The organism is Pseudomonas sp. LBUM1641 (genome assembly GCF_059716235.1).
Genome location: NZ_CP166815.1, coordinates 266,068 through 284,558, shown reverse-complemented (window position 1 = coordinate 284,558; position 18,491 = coordinate 266,068). Strand labels below are relative to the sequence as shown.

Annotated in this window: 15 protein-coding genes and 1 pseudogene; 12 read left to right on the top strand and 4 right to left on the bottom strand. The window is 61.7% G+C overall.

The window, feature by feature from the left end; genetic code table 11:
* Window positions 1–74 precede the first annotated feature (74 nt).
* The 12 genes and pseudogenes from tcyJ to ACA046_RS01175 all read left to right on the top strand — a co-directional run bounded on the left by tcyJ (window position 75) and on the right by ACA046_RS01175 (window position 10,768).
* Entirely contained in the window at window positions 75–869 is a 795-nt protein-coding gene (tcyJ, locus tag ACA046_RS01230) for a cystine ABC transporter substrate-binding protein (protein ID WP_003211859.1), read from the top strand.
* Window positions 869–1,534, top strand: a complete 666-nt coding sequence (gene tcyL, locus ACA046_RS01225) for a cystine ABC transporter permease (protein WP_003211857.1) — start codon at window positions 869–871, stop codon at window positions 1,532–1,534. The genes tcyJ and tcyL overlap by 1 nt, the downstream gene beginning before the upstream one ends.
* Before the next feature lie 3 nt (window positions 1,535–1,537).
* Complete coding sequence (tcyN, locus tag ACA046_RS01220; RefSeq protein WP_457450782.1) at window positions 1,538–2,284, top strand: L-cystine ABC transporter ATP-binding protein TcyN; 747 nt, start codon at window positions 1,538–1,540, stop codon at window positions 2,282–2,284.
* A 337-nt stretch (window positions 2,285–2,621) separates the two neighbouring features.
* On the top strand, window positions 2,622–3,407 hold the full coding sequence (locus tag ACA046_RS01215; RefSeq protein WP_497675753.1) for a hypothetical protein: 786 nt from the start codon (window positions 2,622–2,624) through the stop codon (window positions 3,405–3,407).
* Window positions 3,408–3,591: 184 nt separating this feature from the next.
* On the top strand, window positions 3,592–4,833 hold the full coding sequence (locus tag ACA046_RS01210; RefSeq protein ID WP_497675752.1) for an SfnB family sulfur acquisition oxidoreductase: 1,242 nt from the start codon (window positions 3,592–3,594) through the stop codon (window positions 4,831–4,833).
* 40 nt (window positions 4,834–4,873) lie between these two features.
* On the top strand, window positions 4,874–6,067 hold the full coding sequence (locus tag ACA046_RS01205; protein WP_497675751.1) for an SfnB family sulfur acquisition oxidoreductase: 1,194 nt from the start codon (window positions 4,874–4,876) through the stop codon (window positions 6,065–6,067).
* Window positions 6,067–7,419, top strand: a complete 1,353-nt coding sequence (locus ACA046_RS01200; protein WP_459025308.1) for an LLM class flavin-dependent oxidoreductase — start codon at window positions 6,067–6,069, stop codon at window positions 7,417–7,419. Before ACA046_RS01205 ends, ACA046_RS01200 begins: the two co-directional genes overlap by 1 nt.
* A gap of 17 nt (window positions 7,420–7,436) precedes the next feature.
* Window positions 7,437–7,526 (top strand): annotated as a pseudogene (locus ACA046_RS01195) (outer membrane lipoprotein carrier protein LolA); the annotation flags it as partial.
* Between the two features lie 11 nt (window positions 7,527–7,537).
* Window positions 7,538–8,347 carry a MetQ/NlpA family ABC transporter substrate-binding protein gene (locus ACA046_RS01190; RefSeq protein ID WP_497675750.1) on the top strand — a complete coding sequence of 270 codons (810 nt, stop codon included), beginning with the start codon at window positions 7,538–7,540 and terminating at the stop codon, window positions 8,345–8,347.
* A gap of 2 nt (window positions 8,348–8,349) precedes the next feature.
* Window positions 8,350–9,468 (top strand): methionine ABC transporter ATP-binding protein, encoded by a 1,119-nt coding sequence (locus tag ACA046_RS01185; RefSeq protein WP_497675749.1) that lies wholly within the window; start codon window positions 8,350–8,352, stop codon window positions 9,466–9,468.
* Window positions 9,458–10,102: a methionine ABC transporter permease gene (locus tag ACA046_RS01180; RefSeq protein WP_003211840.1), complete on the top strand. Its 645-nt coding sequence runs from the start codon at window positions 9,458–9,460 to the stop codon at window positions 10,100–10,102. Before ACA046_RS01185 ends, ACA046_RS01180 begins: the two co-directional genes overlap by 11 nt.
* 39 nt (window positions 10,103–10,141) lie before the next feature.
* On the top strand, window positions 10,142–10,768 hold the full coding sequence (locus ACA046_RS01175; RefSeq protein ID WP_459025304.1) for a class I SAM-dependent methyltransferase: 627 nt from the start codon (window positions 10,142–10,144) through the stop codon (window positions 10,766–10,768).
* Window positions 10,769–10,865: 97 nt separating this feature from the next.
* Here ACA046_RS01175 and ACA046_RS01170 read toward each other — a convergent pair whose 3' ends face one another.
* The 4 genes from ACA046_RS01170 to ACA046_RS01155 form a co-directional block, all read right to left on the bottom strand.
* Window positions 10,866–13,073 (bottom strand): glycoside hydrolase, encoded by a 2,208-nt coding sequence (locus ACA046_RS01170; RefSeq protein WP_497675748.1) that lies wholly within the window; start codon window positions 13,071–13,073, stop codon window positions 10,866–10,868.
* 121 nt (window positions 13,074–13,194) lie between these two features.
* Window positions 13,195–16,248: an efflux RND transporter permease subunit gene (locus ACA046_RS01165; protein ID WP_497675747.1), complete on the bottom strand. Its 3,054-nt coding sequence runs from the start codon at window positions 16,246–16,248 to the stop codon at window positions 13,195–13,197.
* Window positions 16,245–17,315: an efflux RND transporter periplasmic adaptor subunit gene (locus ACA046_RS01160; RefSeq protein WP_459025298.1), complete on the bottom strand. Its 1,071-nt coding sequence runs from the start codon at window positions 17,313–17,315 to the stop codon at window positions 16,245–16,247. The genes ACA046_RS01165 and ACA046_RS01160 overlap by 4 nt, the downstream gene beginning before the upstream one ends.
* Window positions 17,312–18,418 carry an efflux RND transporter periplasmic adaptor subunit gene (locus ACA046_RS01155; protein WP_497675746.1) on the bottom strand — a complete coding sequence of 369 codons (1,107 nt, stop codon included), beginning with the start codon at window positions 18,416–18,418 and terminating at the stop codon, window positions 17,312–17,314. Before ACA046_RS01155 ends, ACA046_RS01160 begins: the two co-directional genes overlap by 4 nt.
* Between the last annotated feature and the right edge of the window lie 73 nt (window positions 18,419–18,491).

The following is an 18,491-nucleotide window of genomic DNA, read 5'->3' as shown; positions in this document are numbered from 1 at the left end:
ACACCGCGCTTTTAAGGCAGGATACGACTACCGCGTCACCTGCATCGCTCAACATAAAAACACAGGGGCTCTTCATGACTATTTCTGTATTCCGTCGCACGTTACTGGTTGGTACGTTGGGGCTGGCGCTTGGCGCCGGGTGGCTCGGTCAGGCGGTTGCCGGCGAGCAGTTGGATAACATCAAGAAAGCCGGCGAAATCAAGATTGGCCTGGAAGGCACCTACCCGCCGTTCAGCTTCGTCGATGAAAGCGGCAAGCTCAGCGGTTTCGAGGTCGAGTTGTCTGAAGCCCTCGCCAAGAAGCTCGGCGTCAAGGTCAAGCTGCAAGCCACGCCGTGGGATGGCATCCTCGCCGCCCTGGAATCCAAACGCCTGGACGCAGTCGTCAACCAGGTGACTATCTCCGACGCGCGCAAGGAAAAGTACGACTTCTCCAAGCCGTATACCGTCTCCGGTATCCAGGCGCTGACCCTGGCGAAAAACGTCGACACCATCAAGACCGCCGACGACCTGGCTGGCAAGAAGATCGGTGTGGGCCTGGGCACCAACTACGAACAATGGCTCAAGGAAAACCAACCGAAAGCCATCGTCAAAACCTATAACGATGACCCAACCAAGTTTCAGGACCTGCGCATCGGCCGTGTCGACGCGATTCTGATCGACCGCCTGGCGGCGCTGGAATACGCCAAGAAAGCCAAGGACACTGCCGCTGCAGGTGCTGCTTTCTCCCGTCAGGAAGCCGGTATTGCCCTGCGCAAAGGCGAGCCTGAACTGCTGGCCGCGGTGAACAAGGCCCTCGACGAACTGCGCGCCGACGGTACCTTGAAGAAACTGTCCGAGAAGTACTTCAACGCTGACGTTACTCAATAATGGAAGCAGGTTTCCAACTCGCGCTGGACTCCGCGCCCTTTCTGCTCAAGGGCGCGTATTTCACGGTAATTCTTAGCCTTGGCGGGATGTTTTTCGGCTTGCTGCTGGGCTTCGGCCTGGCCTTGATGCGCCTGTCGCGCTTCAAGCTGTTGAGCTGGACCGCCCGAGTCTACGTGTCGTTCTTTCGCGGCACGCCCTTGCTGGTACAGCTGTTCCTGATCTACTACGGCTTGCCGCAAGTGGGCATCGAGCTGGATCCGATCCCGGCAGCCATGATCGGCTTCTCGCTGAACATGGCCGCTTATGCCTGTGAAATCCTGCGTGCCGCCATCGGTTCCATCGAGCGCGGCCAGTGGGAAGCTGCGGCCAGCATCGGCATGACCCGTGCGCAGACCCTGCGCCGGGCCATCCTGCCGCAGGCCATGCGCACGGCCTTGCCGCCGTTGGGCAACAGCTTTATTTCCCTGGTCAAGGACACCGCCCTGGCCGCCACCATCCAGGTGCCGGAGCTGTTCCGCCAGGCGCAATTGGTCTCGGCCCGTACCTTTGAAATTTTCACCATGTATCTGTCCGCCGCCTTGATCTACTGGATTCTTGCCAGCGTTCTGGCGCACGTGCAAAACCGCCTGGAAGCACGAGTCAACCGGCATGACCTGGAGTCTTGAAGCATGATCGTGGTTGAAAAACTGACCAAACAATTCAAGGGTCAGGTGGTGCTTAACGGGATCGACCTTGAGGTCAAGGAAGGCGAAGTCGTCGCCATCATCGGCCCCAGCGGTTCCGGCAAGACCACCTTCCTGCGCTGCCTGAATTTCCTCGAAGAACCCACCAGTGGCCGGATCAAGGTCGGTGACATCGAGATCGACAGCAGCCGCCCGCTCAACCAACAGCAAGGCCTGGTGCGGCGCCTGCGCCAGCACGTGGGCTTTGTGTTCCAGAACTTCAACCTGTTCCCGCATCGCACCGCTCTGGAGAACGTCATCGAAGGCCCGATCGTGGTCAAGAAGATGCCCCGGGCCGCTGCGGACGCCCTCGGTCGCAAGCTGTTGGCCAGGGTCGGCCTGGCAGGCAAGGAAGACGCCTACCCCCGGCGCCTGTCCGGCGGGCAGCAGCAACGGGTAGCGATTGCACGGGCCTTGGCGATGGAACCGGAGGTGATCCTGTTCGATGAACCCACCTCGGCCCTGGACCCGGAACTGGTAGGCGAAGTGCTGGCGACCATTCGCAGCCTTGCTGAAGAAAACCGCACCATGGTCATCGTGACCCATGAGATGAGTTTTGCCCGGGATGTTGCCAATCGCGTGATCTTCTTCGACAAGGGCGTAATTGTTGAACAAGGCGATGCAAAGGCACTGTTTGCCAACCCGAAAGAAGAACGTACCCGGCAGTTTCTCAGCAAGTTCATCAATAACTAACTTGCGCCCATCGGATGTAAGAAACTTCGCTTTATAGAGTTGCCGAAAGGCAACTCGCCTCTTAGGCGTTTTTTGGGAAAAGCCCTTTATTCATTGGGTAAAAGTCACCTTGAAACACACACTTGCAGCGCCCCGCCAGTAAGACCCTTCTGAATATCCCATAACCCCCTGTTTGCCCCGCCCAGCCTCTTGACGCCAACTAACCGAGCCTCTTATCTAGAGCCAAGATAATTGGATCCATTCCGGTTTTTCATTAAATCGTTCCTTTCGGACTACGCCGCCTGCACGCGCCCAATGTCCGGGACGATTGCTGTTGGCTGCATCAAGGAGATTATTTATGAAGCGTATTTCCACTCGGGCGTTGCTCTGTGCCCCGACCTTGCCCCAAGCGCATCGAGAAGGCATCAATGCCCTCGCCGCGACAGACTTGCAGGTCGATATCGCGCCTTACTGCGGCATGGACGAAGGTGATCTGATCGAACTGTTCTGGAACAACTGCTTTGCCGCTTCCCGGCGGGTGACCGCCGGCAAAATCGGCATGTCCACCAGCCTTCGAGTGCCGGAAAGCTTTGTGCAAAATGGTCCGGCGCGAATTCATTACCGGGTCATGCAAGTCGGCCACGGCCCGGCGCGTTCAGCCATCACCCGAGTGCAGATCAAGACCGATTATCCCGGCGGCATGCCCCTGGCACTGAGCATCGATGAAAACCAGAACCTGGCCGCCGTCAGCCTGCCCGAGACCATTCGCCGCCACGGCGTCAACAGCAGCCAGATCCGCCGCGGCGTGCCCCTGACCATCGAGCCCTACCTGAACATGGCGACCGACGACGAGATCACGCTGCGCTGGGGCGACGTGCGCCTGGACCTGCCAAAAATCCAGGCCAGCGATGTCGGCAAGGCGGTGCAAGTATGGGTGCCGTCGACGATCATCGTCGAGGCCGGGGATGACCATCGCCTCGAAGTGACCTACTGCATTCGCGACCGGGTCGGCAATAATTCACGCTGGGCGCCAGCCCGCACCTTGCGCATCGCCACGCACGTCCCCAAGGCCCCGACCAGCCCCGCCAAGCCTGCGCTGGCCTACCAACCCCGCCGGCCCGGTTCGCCTTGTGAGCCGGGGTGACAGACCTTCTATGCATATTCCTAAAAGTTAGTTTATTTAAAAATTTAACACGCTTAGGGTATATGCACCGGACCACCGGACATTCCTGATTTTTTTATCTTTTCAACGGATGTGAGGTAGGTATGGTCAAAATTACCCCGGTGCGTAACGCCAGGGCATTACGTGCAGCCAAGGAGCGGCGCTGATGTCTAACTTGGCACAAACACCCCCCCAAAGTGATCTGGACGTCGCCCCGCTGTTGTTGCCCGCCAAGGTGCTGCGCAACGACGCCGAGGCCCTGAGCGCGGCTCATACGCTTGCCCAGGCTGCGCGCCTGCAAGCGGCCAGGCGTGATCAGCAACGCAAACTGCCCTGGGCTGAAATCGAGCACTTCACCCGCAGCGGCCTTGGCAGTATTTCCATTCCCCGTGAGTACGGCGGCCCGCAAGTGTCCTTTGTGACCCTGGCCGAGGTGTTCGCGATCATCAGCGCGGCCGACCCGGCGCTGGGGCAAATCCCGCAGAACCATTTCGGCATCCTGCACGTGCTGCAAGGTGCGGCCAGCGAGCGCCAGAAGAAGCAGCTGTTCCAGAGCGTGCTGGACGGCTGGCGCATCGGCAACGGCGGTCCGGAACGCGGCACCAAAAACACCCTGGACCTCAAGGCACGCATCACTGCCGAAGGTGACGGCTACGTCATCAGTGGCCAGAAGTTTTATTCCACCGGCGCGCTATTCGCCCACTGGGTGGCGGTCAAGGCGTTGAACGATGAAGGCAAAGTCGTCATGGCGTTCGTGCGCCGTGGCACCGAAGGCCTGCGTATCGTCGATGACTGGTCAGGCTTTGGGCAACGCACCACGGCTAGCGGCACAGTGCTTCTCGATCAGGTGGCGGTGGATGCCGAACTGGTGGTGGAGACTTGGCGCCTCGGCGAAGCGCCGGGTATCCAGGGCGCCGTTTCGCAATTGATCCAGGCGGCCATCGACGCCGGCATCGCCCGTGGTGCAATCGACGACACCATCAGTTTTGTACGCGAGCGCTCGCGGCCATGGATCGATGCCAAGGTCGAGCGGGCCAGCGATGACCTGTATGTGATCGCCGATATCGGCAAGCTGAAGATCGAACTGCACGCCGCTGAAGCCCTGTTGCGCAAGGCTGGCCAGGTACTGGATCAAGTCAGTGCCGCGCCGATCACCGCGCAGTCTGCCGCACGCGCCTCGATTGCCGTGGCCGAAGCCAAGGTGCTGACCACCGAGATTTCCTTGCTCGCCAGCGAGAAGCTGTTCGAGCTGGCCGGCAGTCGCGCGACCCTCGCCGAATTCAACCTCGACCGTCACTGGCGCAATGCCCGGGTGCATACCCTGCACGACCCGGTGCGCTGGAAATATCACGCGGTGGGCGCCTATCACCTGAACGGCACTTTGCCTGCCCGGCATTCCTGGATTTAACCGACCAGAACACTTTTTCTACAAGCTTCTGGAGAAGTACATGACCCATTCTCACCACGTCGCGGTTATTACCAGCGATGAACAAGCCCTTATTGTCGCCAGCGACCTGGCCGAAGACTTCCGCCGCGACAGCGCCTTGCGTGACCGCGAACGCCGCTTGCCCTTGCCTGAACTGGACGTGTTTTCACGCTCCGGCCTGTGGGGCATCAGCGTACCCAAGGAATTCGGCGGTGCCGGCGTTTCAAACGTGACCCTGGCCAAGGTCACGGCACTGATTGCCCAGGCGGATGCGTCCTTGGGGCAGATCCCGCAAAACCACTTTTATGCCCTCGAAGTACTGCGGGTAAATGGCAGCCCGGCGCAGCAAAAAAGCCTGTACGCCGAAGTCCTCGCCGGCCAGCGCTTCGGCAATGCGCTGGCAGAATTGGGCACCAAGACCGCCCATGACCGCATCACCAAGATCACCCGCGACGGTGACGGCTTCCGTATCACCGGCCGCAAGTTTTATTCCACCGGCGCGATCTACGCCCAACGCATTCCCACTTCTGTGGTGGACGAAAACGGCGTGCAGCAACTGGCCTTTGTCACCCGTGACAGCCAGGGCCTGACCGTGATCGACGACTGGAGCGGCTTCGGCCAGCGCACCACCGGCAGCGGTTCGGTGGTGTTCGATAACGTGTGGGTCGCGGCCCAGGACGTGATTCCGTTCCAGAGCGCCTTCGAACGCCCGACCACCGTCGGCCCGCTGGCGCAGATCCTTCACGCCGCCATCGACACAGGCATCGCCCGTGCGGCCTATGAAGATGCGCTGCACTTCGTGCGCACCAAGACCCGGCCCTGGATCGATGCCACCAGCGACAAGGCCACCGAAGACCCGCTGACCCTGAAAAGCTTCGGCCACTTGAGCATCCGCCTGCACGCCACCGAAGCCCTGCTGGAGCGCTCCGGTGAATTCCTCGACCGCGCCCAGGCCGACAGCAATGCCGACACCGTCGCGGCCGCGTCCATCGCCGTTGCCGAAGTGCGCGCACTCAGCACCGAGATTTCCCTCGCCGCCGGCAGCACCCTGTTCGAACTCGCCGGCAGCCAGGCCACCCTCGCCGAACACGGTCTGGACCGCCACTGGCGCAACGCCCGGGTGCACACCCTGCACGACCCGGTGCGCTGGAAGTACTTTGCTGTGGGCAATTACTACCTCAACGATGAAAACCCGCCACTGCGGGGGACTATCTGATGGCCAAGAAAAAGATCCTGCTCAATGCCTTCAACATGAACTGCATCGGGCACATCAACCATGGCCTGTGGACCCATCCACGGGACACATCGACTCAATACAAGACCCTCGAATACTGGACCGAACTGGCGCAGTTGCTCGAGCGCGGGCTGTTCGACGGGCTGTTCATCGCTGACATCGTCGGGGTGTACGACGTCTACCAGAACTCGGTGGATGTGCCGCTCAAAGAGTCGATCCAGCTGCCGGTCAACGATCCGTTGCTGCTGGTCTCGGCCATGGCGGCGGTGACCAAAAACCTCGGCTTCGGCCTGACCGCCAACCTCACCTACGAACCGCCCTATCTGTTCGCCCGGCGCATGTCGACCCTCGACCACCTGAGCCGTGGACGGGTGGGCTGGAACATCGTCACCGGCTACCTCGACAGCGCCGCCAAGGCCATGGGCCTGACCGAGCAGGTCGAGCACGACCGGCGCTACGACCAGGCCGACGAATACCTGGAAGTGCTCTACAAACTCTGGGAAGGCAGCTGGGAAAACGACGCGGTGATCAACGATCCGCAGGCGCGGGTGTATGCCCAGCCGGAGAAAGTGCACAAGGTCGAGCACAAGGGCGAGTTCTATCAGGTGGAGGGATATCACCTGTGCGAGCCGTCACCGCAACGCACGCCGGTGCTGTTCCAGGCGGGCAGCTCGGACCGTGGGCTGCTGTTTGCCGGGCGCCACGCCGAGTGCGTATTCATCAGCGGGCAGAACAAGGCCTCGACCAAAATCCAGGTGGACAAGGTGCGCGCCAGCGCCGTGGAAGCCGGGCGCAACCCGGACGACATCAAGGTGTTCATGGGGCTGAACGTGATTGTCGGCGCCACCGAAGAAGCCGCATGGGCCAAGCACGCCGAGTACCTGAGCTACGCCAGTGCGGAAGCCGGCGTGGCGCATTTCTCGGCGTCCACGGCGATTGATTTTTCCCAGTACGAAATCGATGAACCGATCCAGTACGTGAAGAGCAACGCCATCCAGTCCGCGACCAAAAACCTGCAAAACAACGACTGGACCCGACGCAAATTACTGGAGCAACACGCCCTCGGCGGCCGCTACATCACCCTGGTGGGCTCGCCGGCACAGGTGGCGGATGAACTTGAATCATGGATCAGCGAAACCGGCCTGGATGGCTTCAACCTGACGCGCATCGTTACCCCGGAAAGCTACGTCGACTTTATCGAACTGGTGATCCCGGAGCTGCAGCGTCGGGGCTCGTACAAGACCGCGTATGACAACGGGACGCTGCGGGAAAAAGTGTTCCACCACTCAGCGCACCTGCCTGAACAACACACCGGCTCTTCCTACCGCCACTGAACCCTGTAGGAGCGAGCTTGCTCGCGAGAATCGTCAACGATAACGCGGGGCACCTGACACCCCGTGGCGCATTCAAGTTTTTCGCGAGCAAGCTCGCTCCTACAATTGGAAATCCATTATGAAAAAAACATTGCTCCGCCACCCAGTCAAAGCACTGGCCCTCGCCCTCGGACTCTTCAGCTCGGCGGTATTCGCCGCTGACGCTCCTTTGAAAGTCGGCACCACCGCCGCCTTCGCGATTCCCCTGGAGGCCGCCGTCGAAGAGGCCGGCAAACAGGGTTTGAAAGTCGAACTGGTGGAGTTCACCGACTGGATCGCGCCCAACGTCAGCCTGGCGGCGGGCGATATCGACGTGAACTACTTCCAGCACATCCCGTTCCTGGAAAACGCCAAGGCCGCCGCCGGGTTTGACCTGGTGCCGTTCGCCCCGGGGATCATCAATAACGTCGGCCTGTATTCGAAGAAGTACAAAAACTTCAACGACCTGCCTCAAGGCGCAACGGTGGCGATTGCCAACGACCCGATCAACAGCGGTCGCGGCCTGCAGTTGCTGGCCAAGGCGGGCTTGATCACCCTCAAGCCGGGCGTGGGCTACAAGGCGACCGAAGAAGACATCGTCACCAACCCGAAGAAGATCAAGATCCTGCAAGTGGAAGCCGTGCAACTGGTACGCGCCTATGACGACGCCGACCTGGTGCAGGGCTACCCGGCGTATATCCGCCTGTCCAAGACCTTCGATCCTGAGTCGGCCTTGCTGTTCGACGGCATCGACCACAAGGAATACGTGATCCAGTTCGTGATCCAGCCGAAAAGCAAAACCGACCCGCGCCTGATCAAGTTCATCGACATCTACCAGCACTCGCCGGTGGTACGCGCCGCCCTGGATAAATCCCTTGGCAAGCTCTACCAAGTCGGCTGGGAAGGCTGAATATGAGCGCCGCCACAGCACAACGACGCGAGACGCAACCACCGCACCTGGACGCGCAGCAGACCGAGCTGCATCCGGCGCAGAACCATGCCCATGTGCGATTCATCAACCTCGGCAAGACCTATGACGGCCAGGTCGTGCCCGCCCTGCAAGGCATCGACCTGGCAATCCAGCGCGGTGAAGTCTTCGGCATCATCGGCCGCAGCGGCGCCGGCAAGTCGTCGCTGATCCGCACCATCAACCGCCTGGAACAACCGAGCAGCGGTCGGGTGTTGATTGATCAGGTAGACATCGGCGACTTCGACGAAGACCGCCTGGTAGCCCTGCGCCGGCGCATCGGCATGATCTTCCAGCACTTCAACCTGATGTCGGCCAAGACCGTGTGGCAGAACGTCGAACTGCCGCTGAAAGTCGCGGGTGTGCCCAAGGAGCAGCGCGAGAAGAAGGTGCGCGAGCTGCTGGAGCTGGTGGGTTTGCAGGACAAGCACAAGTCCTATCCGGCGCAGCTGTCCGGCGGGCAGAAGCAGCGGGTGGGCATTGCCCGTTCGCTGGTGCATGACCCACAGATTCTGTTGTGCGATGAAGCCACTTCGGCGCTTGACCCGGAGACCACCCAGTCGATCCTCGGCCTGCTGCGGGAGATCAACAAACGCCTGGGCCTGACCATCGTGTTGATCACCCACGAAATGGCCGTGATTCGCGAAATCTGCGACCGCGTCGTGGTGCTGGAACACGGCCATGTTGTCGAGCAAGGCCCGGTGTGGGAAGTGTTTGGCAACCCGCAGCACGACGTCAGCAAAACCCTGCTGGCTCCGCTGCAACACGGCTTGCCTGAAGAGTTGCAAAGCCGCCTGCAGGCCAATCCGACCTCAAAGGACGCCGCCGTGGTGCTGCGCTTGCAACTGACTGGCAGTGCCGAAGACGAGCCGGACCTTGCCGCGCTATTCAGCGCCCTCGGCGGGCGCGTGCGCTTGCTGCAAGGCGGCGTGGAGCGCATTCAGGGCCATGCGTTGGGGCAATTGCTGCTGGCGGTGAGCGGCTCGTCCCTGACCGCTGAAGAACTGCGCACCCGCGCCGGGCGCTGGGCACAACAGGTGGAGGTGCTGGGCTATGTGGTTTGATCGTTTATTGCAGGGCGCCATCGACACGCTGTTGATGGTCGGTGTGTCGTCGCTGATCGCGTTGCTAGTGGGGATTCCGCTGGCGGTGTTCCTGGTGACCAGCGACAAGGGCGGCATCTATCAGGCGCCCGCCTTGAACCGGGTGCTGGGGGCGTTCGTTAACCTGTTCCGCTCGATTCCGTTTCTGATTCTGATGGTGGCGCTGATCCCGTTCACCCGGCTGATCGTCGGCACCACCTATGGCGTGTGGGCCGCGGTGGTGCCGTTGACCATCGCAGCCACGCCGTTCTTTGCGCGGATCGCCGAAGTCAGCTTGCGCGAAGTCGATCACGGCTTGATCGAGGCGGCGCAGGCCATGGGTTGCCGGCGCTGGCATATCGTCTGGCATGTGCTGCTGCCGGAAGCGCTGCCGGGGATTGTCGGCGGGTTCACGATTACCCTGGTGACGATGATCAACTCCTCGGCCATGGCCGGGGCGATTGGCGCCGGTGGGCTGGGAGATATTGCCTACCGCTATGGTTATCAGCGCTTTGATACGCAGATCATGCTGACGGTGATTGTGCTGCTGGTGATTCTGGTGGCGGTGATTCAGTTGGGCGGCGATCGGTTGGCCAGGGTTCTGAACAAGAGGTGAGGTATAGTCGGGCCATCTCAGCGCCCGGTATTGCCCGCCATGAAACTCGCCCCCGACGACCTCGACCAGATCACTTCCACCACCCTCGGCCACTACAACAAGGTGGCCGAGGATTTTCGTGAAGGCACCCGTGACCACGATGTGAGCCAGAACATTGATGCGCTGCTGCGGCATATCCAGGGTGAAGCGCCGTTTACCGTACTGGATTTCGGCTGCGGGCCGGGCCGGGATTTGCAGACGTTTACCCGCATGGGCCACATCGCCGTGGGGCTCGATGGTTCGGAGCGCTTCGCACAGATGGCCCGGGAAGACAGCGGCTGTGAAGTGCTGCAACAGGACTTCCTGAAGCTGGATTTACCCGCCGGACGTTTCGACGGGATCTTCGCCAACGCGGTGCTGTTTCATATTCCCAAGCAGGAGTTGCCGCGCATTCTTGGACAGCTTCACGGGGCACTGAAGGTCGGCGGCGTGTTGTTCAGCTCAAACCCGCGGGGAGAAAACCAGGAGGGTTGGAACGGGCCGCGGTATGGCTCGTATCACGACTTGCAGGCGTGGCAAGAGTTGCTTACGGCGGCGGGGTTTGTGGAGTTGGAGCATTACTACCGACCCGCCGGGTTGCCTCGGGAACAGCAGCCGTGGCTGGCGAGTGTGTGGCGCAAAACCTGACCCCCCGTAGCAGCTGTCGAGCCCTGGCGAGGCTGCGTCAGGCGCGCCTCGGGCCCGAGCCTGGCTCAAACTCGGCAGCGCGGCCAACGCAGCCTCGCTAAGGCTCGACAGCTGCTACGGAATAAATCGTCGGTGATTCGCCGGAAATTAATACCGTCAGGCTGTTAGCCGCATAGCCTTCTCGCGCATCCCCGGAAAAATTCGCCACCAACCGCGTCCCATCGGCAAACGTAGTCTGCTGCACCTGCTTATCTTCGGTCAGCCAGCGAAAATCCGTCATGGCCTGAGTCGCCAACCGCTCATGCAGCGGACGGAAGAACCCATCCTGGCGCTGAATCACCGGCAAGCGCTGCTTCACCGTCGCCGCACTCAGGTGATACAGCGGCGGCACGTTGTAGAGCAGTTGCGTCAGCTCGTTCTCGGCCCGCACGTTGCTCAGTTTCAGGCTGTCGAACAGCCAATGGTGGGTGGTGATCACCGAGCCATGGAACACCGCCTGATACAGCGGCAGGCGCATCGCCGGGTCAAAGTAGACCGTGCGAAACGGCTCTTTCAACGGCACCGACTTGAAGAACACCGCCGGCTGTTCCGGCGGGTACCAGGCCCCGACGTAATACGGCGACTGCTTGTCCTGGGTCATCTCCCGATCACCCCAGCCCAACACCGGTGTTTGCATACCGTGGGCAAACAGGATGCCTCGGGCGGTGATCGCGTTGCCGTCTTCGGAACCTACCGGCAACTTGAGCACCGTACTGATCCAGCGAGATGCATCGATATTGCCTTCGGCGTTTTGTGCCTGGGTCATGCTGGCGCCCGTGCGGTAACTGTCGAACAACATGCTGGTGGCGTAGGCGTCGAGAAACCAGGCGTTGAACCCGGACTTGGCCTGCACTGCCTTGATCCGCGCCTCCAGCAATGGCCGCACGCAACGCGGGTCGGTGTAGTGGCCGGACTTCTGGAAGCCAGTCTTCAACTGGCCGCCCTTCAACACAATCGCGCACTCGCCGTAGGCCTTGCTGCCCAGGTGCGCGGTGGTCCAGTCGGGGTTTTCAGTGGCGGACAAGGCCGTTTCATAAGAGTCGTAGGGCGCCATCAGGTAACCGGCATCAACACCGGCCTTCACGGCCTCAGGATGCCAGAGCCCGCCTTCCCAGCCTTCGCCCTGGGTCACCAGCAGGCGCTTGAGACCGGCGCCTTTCAGCGCGTTGGTGACGGACAAGGTGTTGCCCCAAGTCTCAGGCGTGGCGCTCAAGGCACCCGCAAAAGCCACGGCCAACTCGCGACGCAGCGCACCGTAGCCGTCAGCGAGCTGAGTCATGTCCGGCTCGGTGGAAGGCTGCCAGCCCTGCCGGGCTTTTGTGTTGATCGCCGCGTTCAGGCCGCGCAGCAGGACAGCCTGCTCATACGGTTGCTTGACCTGTCGAACCTGCGCCGCCTCTTTGTCCAGCAAGCCATTCAACTCAGCTGCCAGCCCTTTGCCGCTGCGCAGCAGTTTGAGCAGCTGCGGCCAGTCCCGAACATCGCGCGGGGCCAGCAAGTCATTGCCCCACAGGTAGATATGGCTGGCGCCCAGCAGTTTTTCCGCTTCCGGGGTTTGCCGCAGTTTGTCTGCCAACGGCTCATAACGTCCCTGCTCCACCAGCCACTGGCGATAACGCTTGGCGCCGGCCAACGGGTCGCTTTCGCCCAGGTGCAACAGCAGGGTCATCGGCGCGGCGGGGTCCAGCGTGGTGAATTCATGGAAGGCGGACAACGCTAGCCCTTTACCGTCGGCCTGCCAGTGCAGGCGGTTGTTGTAAGGATTGGTCATCAGCCAGTTGAGGGTGAACGTGCCGTGGTCCACCCCCCACAGCGGCAGGCTGAGGTCTTGAGTGGTGTTGACGTCGCCCTGTTCCAGCAGGAATTTTTGCCACACGGCATTGCCCGCCGGCACGTAGTGCCCTTCGGCCAGGGGCCAGATCAGGCCGTTGCCCATGGCGCTGGCGGGTTGCCGCAGGATCGCCAACTCACCGGCATCACGGGCGGTGATCGTCAGGGCGAGATCGCGTTGATCGAGGGTGGCGCTCAGGCGATAGGCGCCATCGTCCCATTGCCAACTGGCCCGACTGGCGCTTTGGGAGAGCTGGTTGACCCTGTGCGCAGGCACTCCGCTTGAAGCCTGCACGGCGATCTTGTCGCTGGGGGTAACGTGGATCGCGAGAGTCGCCGGGTCCAGCTCAACGCGCCACAGGGCGTTCTCCAGCACCGTGCCGGCAAGGGCCACGGGCGACAGCAACAAGGTACAAACCAGCAGGAAACAACGCATGGGGCAAGCCTTGGCAAAAGGATCAGGCACGGAGGGTAAAACAATTGACCGGGCGCCAAGGGCAAAAAAATGTTTCAGCGAACATTCCCACGTCCGTGTAGGAATGTCATCGCAGTGGCTGTCAGGCGCTTTCTTTCTTCGGCTCGCGAATCTTGTACCAGGCCACATACAGCGCCGGCAAAAACAGCAGCGTCAGCAAGGTGGCGATGATGATCCCGCCGATCATCGCATAGGCCATCGGCCCCCAGAACACTTCCCGGGCAATCGGGATCATGCCCAGGCTGGCCGCCGCCGCGGTCAGCAGGATTGGCCGGCGCCGGTGTTCGGTGGCTTCCACCACCGCGTCCCACGGCGTGTAGCCGTCGCGCTCGTAGGCGTCGATCTGGGTCACCAGAATCACCGAGTTACGGATGATGATGCCGATCAGCGCGAGGATCCCGAGGATCGCCACGAAGCCCATGGGCGTGCCCGTGGGAATCAGCGCCAACACCACGCCAATCAGCCCCAACGGCGCGACGCTGGCCACCAGGAACATCTTCTGCACGCTGTGCAGCTGGATCATCAGGAAGGTCGCCATCAGGAACAGCATCAGCGGCACCACCTTGGCAATCGGGCCCTGGGCCTTGCCGCTTTCTTCCACGGTACCGCCGGTGGCGACCTTGTAGCCCACCGGCAACGCGGCGCTGAACTTGTCGATTTCCGGCTTGAGCTGTTTCACCAGGTCGGTCGGTTGCATGTCGTCGCGCACCGCCGCCTTGATGGTGATGGTCGGCTTGCGGTCGCGACGCCACACCAACGGCTGTTCAAGCTCATAGCGCACGGTGGCAAACGCCAGCAGCGGAATCGAGGTGCCATTGGGCGTGACGATCTGCAGGTTCTGCAACGTCTCCGGCGTACCGCGCTCGGCATCTTCGGCGCGGCCGACCACATTGATCAGGTAGATGTCGTCATGCACCTGGGTCACCGACGCACCGCTGACCACGCTGTTCATCAACTGAGCCACGTCTTCCGACGACAGCCCCAATTGCCGCGCCTTGTCCTGGGCGATGTCCACCCGCAGGACTTTGCCGGGCTCGTTCCAGTCGTAGATGATTTCGCCCATGTGGGTGTTTTTATCGAGCATGGTCGCCAGTTCGATCGCGTGTTTGCGCACTTGGTCGATGTCCTTGCCAGACACCCGATACTGGATCGGACGCCCCACCGGCGGCCCCATTTCCAGCGGCTGCACGAAGCTGCCCACGCCGACAAAATCTTCCCGCAGGCGTTTTTGCAGGCGCGCAATCAAGGCGCCACGCTCTTCCAGGCCCTTGCTGACGATCACCAGTTGCGCGTAATACGGGTTCTCCAGTTGCTGGTCCAGCGGCAGGTAGAAACGGATCGCGCCCTCGCCGATATAGGTGCTCCAGCGGGCGATGTCCGGGTCGTCCTTGATGATCGCCTCAAGACGGTCGACGGCCTTGCGGGTCTCGTTGATCGAGGCGTTTTGCGGCAGGTTAAGGTCGACGAGAATTTCCGGACGGTCCGAAGACGGGAAAAACTGGTTCTGCACGAACTGCATGGAAAACACCGACGCCACAAACAACAGCACGGTAATGCCGATGGCCCACCAGCGGTTGCGCATCGCCCACAGCATGCCGCCATTGAACGCCCGGCCCACACGGCCCGGCTCGGCGTTATGAGGTTTTACCTTGCTGCTGAGGATATGCACCCCGAGCACCGGCGCGAACAACACCGCGACCACCCACGACACCAGCATCGCCACGGCAATCACCGCAAACAGCGTGAAGGTGTACTCACCCGCCGAACTGGCATTAAGGCCAATCGGCACAAAACCGGCGACGGTCACCAGCGTACCGGTCAACATCGGGAACGCCGTAGAGGTGTAGGCGAAGGTCGCCGCCTGCTCCTTGGTTTCGCCTTTTTCCAGGCGCGTGATCATCATCTCCACGGTGATCATCGCGTCGTCCACCAACAGGCCGAGGGCGATGATCAAGGCACCCAGCGACACCCGCTGCATGGTGATGCCGCTGTATTCCATGAACACAAACACCAGCGCCAGCACCAGTGGAATCGAGCACGCCACCACCAACCCGGCACGCACGCCGAGGCTGATAAAGCTCACCACCAGCACGATGATCACCGCTTCAAACAACGCGCTGGTGAAGCCGCCGACGGCCTCTTCCACCACTTCTGCCTGATCGGAAACCTTGTGCACACCCACACCCACCGGCAGGTCGGCGGTCAGCTCGTCCATGCGTTTGTGCAGGGCCTTGCCGAAATCCTGGATGTTGCCGCCCTTCTGCATGGCGATGGCCAAGCCAATCGCCGGCTTGCCGTTGAAGCGGAACATCGGCGTCGACGGGTCGACATAACCACGGGTAATTTCCGCCACATCGGCCAAGCGATAAAAACGGTCATTGAGCCGCAGATTGACGTTGGCCAGGTCCTTCTCCGAGGCGAACTGCCCGGAGGTGCGTACCGAAATCCGCTCCGGCCCCGCCTCGATCACACCGGCCGGGGTCACCGCGTTCTGCGATTGCAGGCTCTGCACCACCTGGCGCTGATCTATACCCAGGGCCGCGAGTTTGCGGGTGGAGAAATTCAGGTAAATCACTTCGTCCTGCTGGCCGATCATCTCGACCTTGCCCAGCCCCGGCACCGAACGAATCTCGGCGCGCGCCTGCTCAACGTAATCCCGCAGTTGGCGCATCGACAAGCCATCGGCGGTAAACGCATACACGGAGCCGAACACGTCACCGAACTCGTCGTTGAACGCCGGCCCCTGCAAGCCTTGGGGGAAGCTGCCGCGGATGTCATCGATCTTCTTGCGTACCTGGTACCAGATCTCCGGAATAGCCTTGGCGCTGGTGGTGTCCTTGAGGAACACAAACACCGTGGACTCACCGGGCCGGGTGTAGCTTTTCACGTAGTCGAGGGAGTCCAGCTCTTCGAGTTTTTTCTCGATGCGGTCGGTGACCTGCTTCAGGGTCTCTTCCTGGGTCGCGCCTGGCCAACGGGTCTGGATCACCATGGTCTTGATGGTGAACGACGGGTCTTCCTCGCGGCCGAGGTTCATGTAAGAGAACACGCCCATCAGCAGTGCGACGAACATCAGGTACCAGACGAAGGACTGATGCTTGAGGGCCCAGTCGGATAAGTTGAAGCTCCCTTTCATCGCGGGCTGTCCTCGTCGATTTTGACTTTTTGCCCGGGCTTCAGGCTGTTCACGCCGGCACTCACCACGCGCTCGCCGGGCTTGACGCCAGCGTTGAGCAAGGCGCTGTCGGCGTCACGGCTGACGATGGTGACGTCACGGGGTTGTACGGTCTGGCTTTGGGTGTCGATCACCCAGATGCGGATCTTGCCGTCGGCTTCCTGCAAGGCGCTGAGGGGCAGTTCGATACGCGGAGCGATGGCTGAGCTCAAGGTCACGCTGATGGCGGTGCCGAGGCGAAACGCAGACGGCGTTTCGGCCAGGGTCAGGCGGGCGCGACGGGTCCGGGTGGCGCTTTGGGCCTGGGGTTCGATCTCGCGCACAGTGGCAGTCGTGCTGATGTTCGGGTCCATTTGCCCGGCGACCAGGAACACCACATCCGGCGGCAGGCGCTCGGCGAGGCCAGCGGGCAAGTCGATGACGGCCTCCTTGATGTCGGGACGCGCCAGGGTCACCACTTGCTGACCGGCGCTGACCACCTGGCCGGCCTCGGCATTCCACGCGGTGACGATGCCCGCGTGGTCGGTGCGCAGTTCGCTGTAGTTGAGCTGGTCCTTGGCCTGGTTGACCGAAGCCTTGGCTTGGTCGAGGGAGGCCTGGGTGGTTTTCAGGTCGGTCTGGGCGATGTCCAGTTGGGCCTGGGCGCCGACGCCACGGCTGAACAGTTCCTGCTGGCGGCGGGCATTGGCCTGGGCGTTGATCCACTGCGCTTGCACGCGAGCCAGGTCACCCTGGGCAGCACGCAACTGGTTCTGTTGATCGGTGGGGTCGAGCACGGCCAGCAACGCGCCCTGCTCCACTTCGGCCCCCACGTCGACGGCGCGCCGGGCAATGCGCCCGGGCACACGGAAACCCAGGTTGCTTTCATAACGGGCCTGGATCGTACCGGCGAAGCGGCCGAGGTTTTCCTGGTCTTCGGACTTCACTTCAATCGACAGCACCGGGCGCACCGGTTCCGGCGCAGGTTCTTCCTTGGAGCACGCCATCAACAGCAGGCTGGCAGCGAGCAATACCGTCAGCCGCTTCATGGCTGCACTCCTTGGGCCTGAGCCTGATCCGGCGGCTGGGCGATTTCCACGATCATGCCGGGGTGCAGCAATTGCCCGCCGGCCACCACGACTTTTTCACCGCCCTTGAGGCCGTCGCTGATGATCACCTTGCCGGTGAGATAACGCGCGACCGTGACCTTGTGCAGTTGCGCCTTGCCGTCGCCGTCAATCAGCCAGACAGCCGGCGCGCTGATGTCTTTGGTCAAGGCAGCCCACGGCAACTCGATGCTGGCCTTGGCCGGCCCGTTGGCGGTGGCGCTGACCACCGAGCCCAGTTGCATGCCCTTGGGCAGCACGTCGAGGGCGATTTTGACTTGCACCGTGCCGGTATTTGCAGCCACGGCCGGGGTGACTTCGCGGACCTTGCCCACGGCGGTAATCTGCGGATTTTCCAGCAGGCTGACGGTGATCGGTTTGTCCGGCGGCGGCTCTACCAGCAGCGACTCATAGACGTTGAACACCGCATCGCGCTCACCATCCCGAGCCAGGCTGAAGATCGGCACGGTGGCCTGCACCACTTGGCCGACCTCGGCCTGGCGCGCGGTGATGATGCCCGGCGCGTCGGCGATCAGCGAGGTGTAGCCCAACTGCTCACGGGCATTGGCCAACTGCGCCTGAGCGGCAGTCAACGCGCTTTGGCTGCTGCGCAAGGCGGCCTGGGCGGAGTCGTATTCGCTGCGGCTGGTGTAGCCCTTGGGCAGGAGTTTTTCCTGGCGCACAAACGCGGCGGCAGTCTGTTTGACCCGCGCCTGTTCGGCGACCACCTGGGCCTGGGCGGAGTCGACGTTGGTCTGCAAATCCTTCGGGTCGAGCTTGGCCAGTACTTGCTTGGCGCTGACGCGGTCACCGACATCCACCATGCGCTGGATGATCTTGCCGCCGACGCGGAACGACAGATCGGTCTGCACCCGCGCCTGGATATCGCCGGTCAAGGTCACAGCGGCGGCAAAGTCGGTGGACTTCACGGTCTGCACGAACACCCGGGAATGTTCCTTGGGTTCGGCTTTTTCCTGGCCGCAACCGCTCAATAGCGCCAGCAAGCCAAGGCCGAGGATAATAAATGTGGAGTTGGGACCGCCCATGCAGGCTCCTTTTGCGTGATGCCGCCGTGCCAGTGTCTATGCGACTGTGAGCTTAGAACAGGGTTCCTTATCT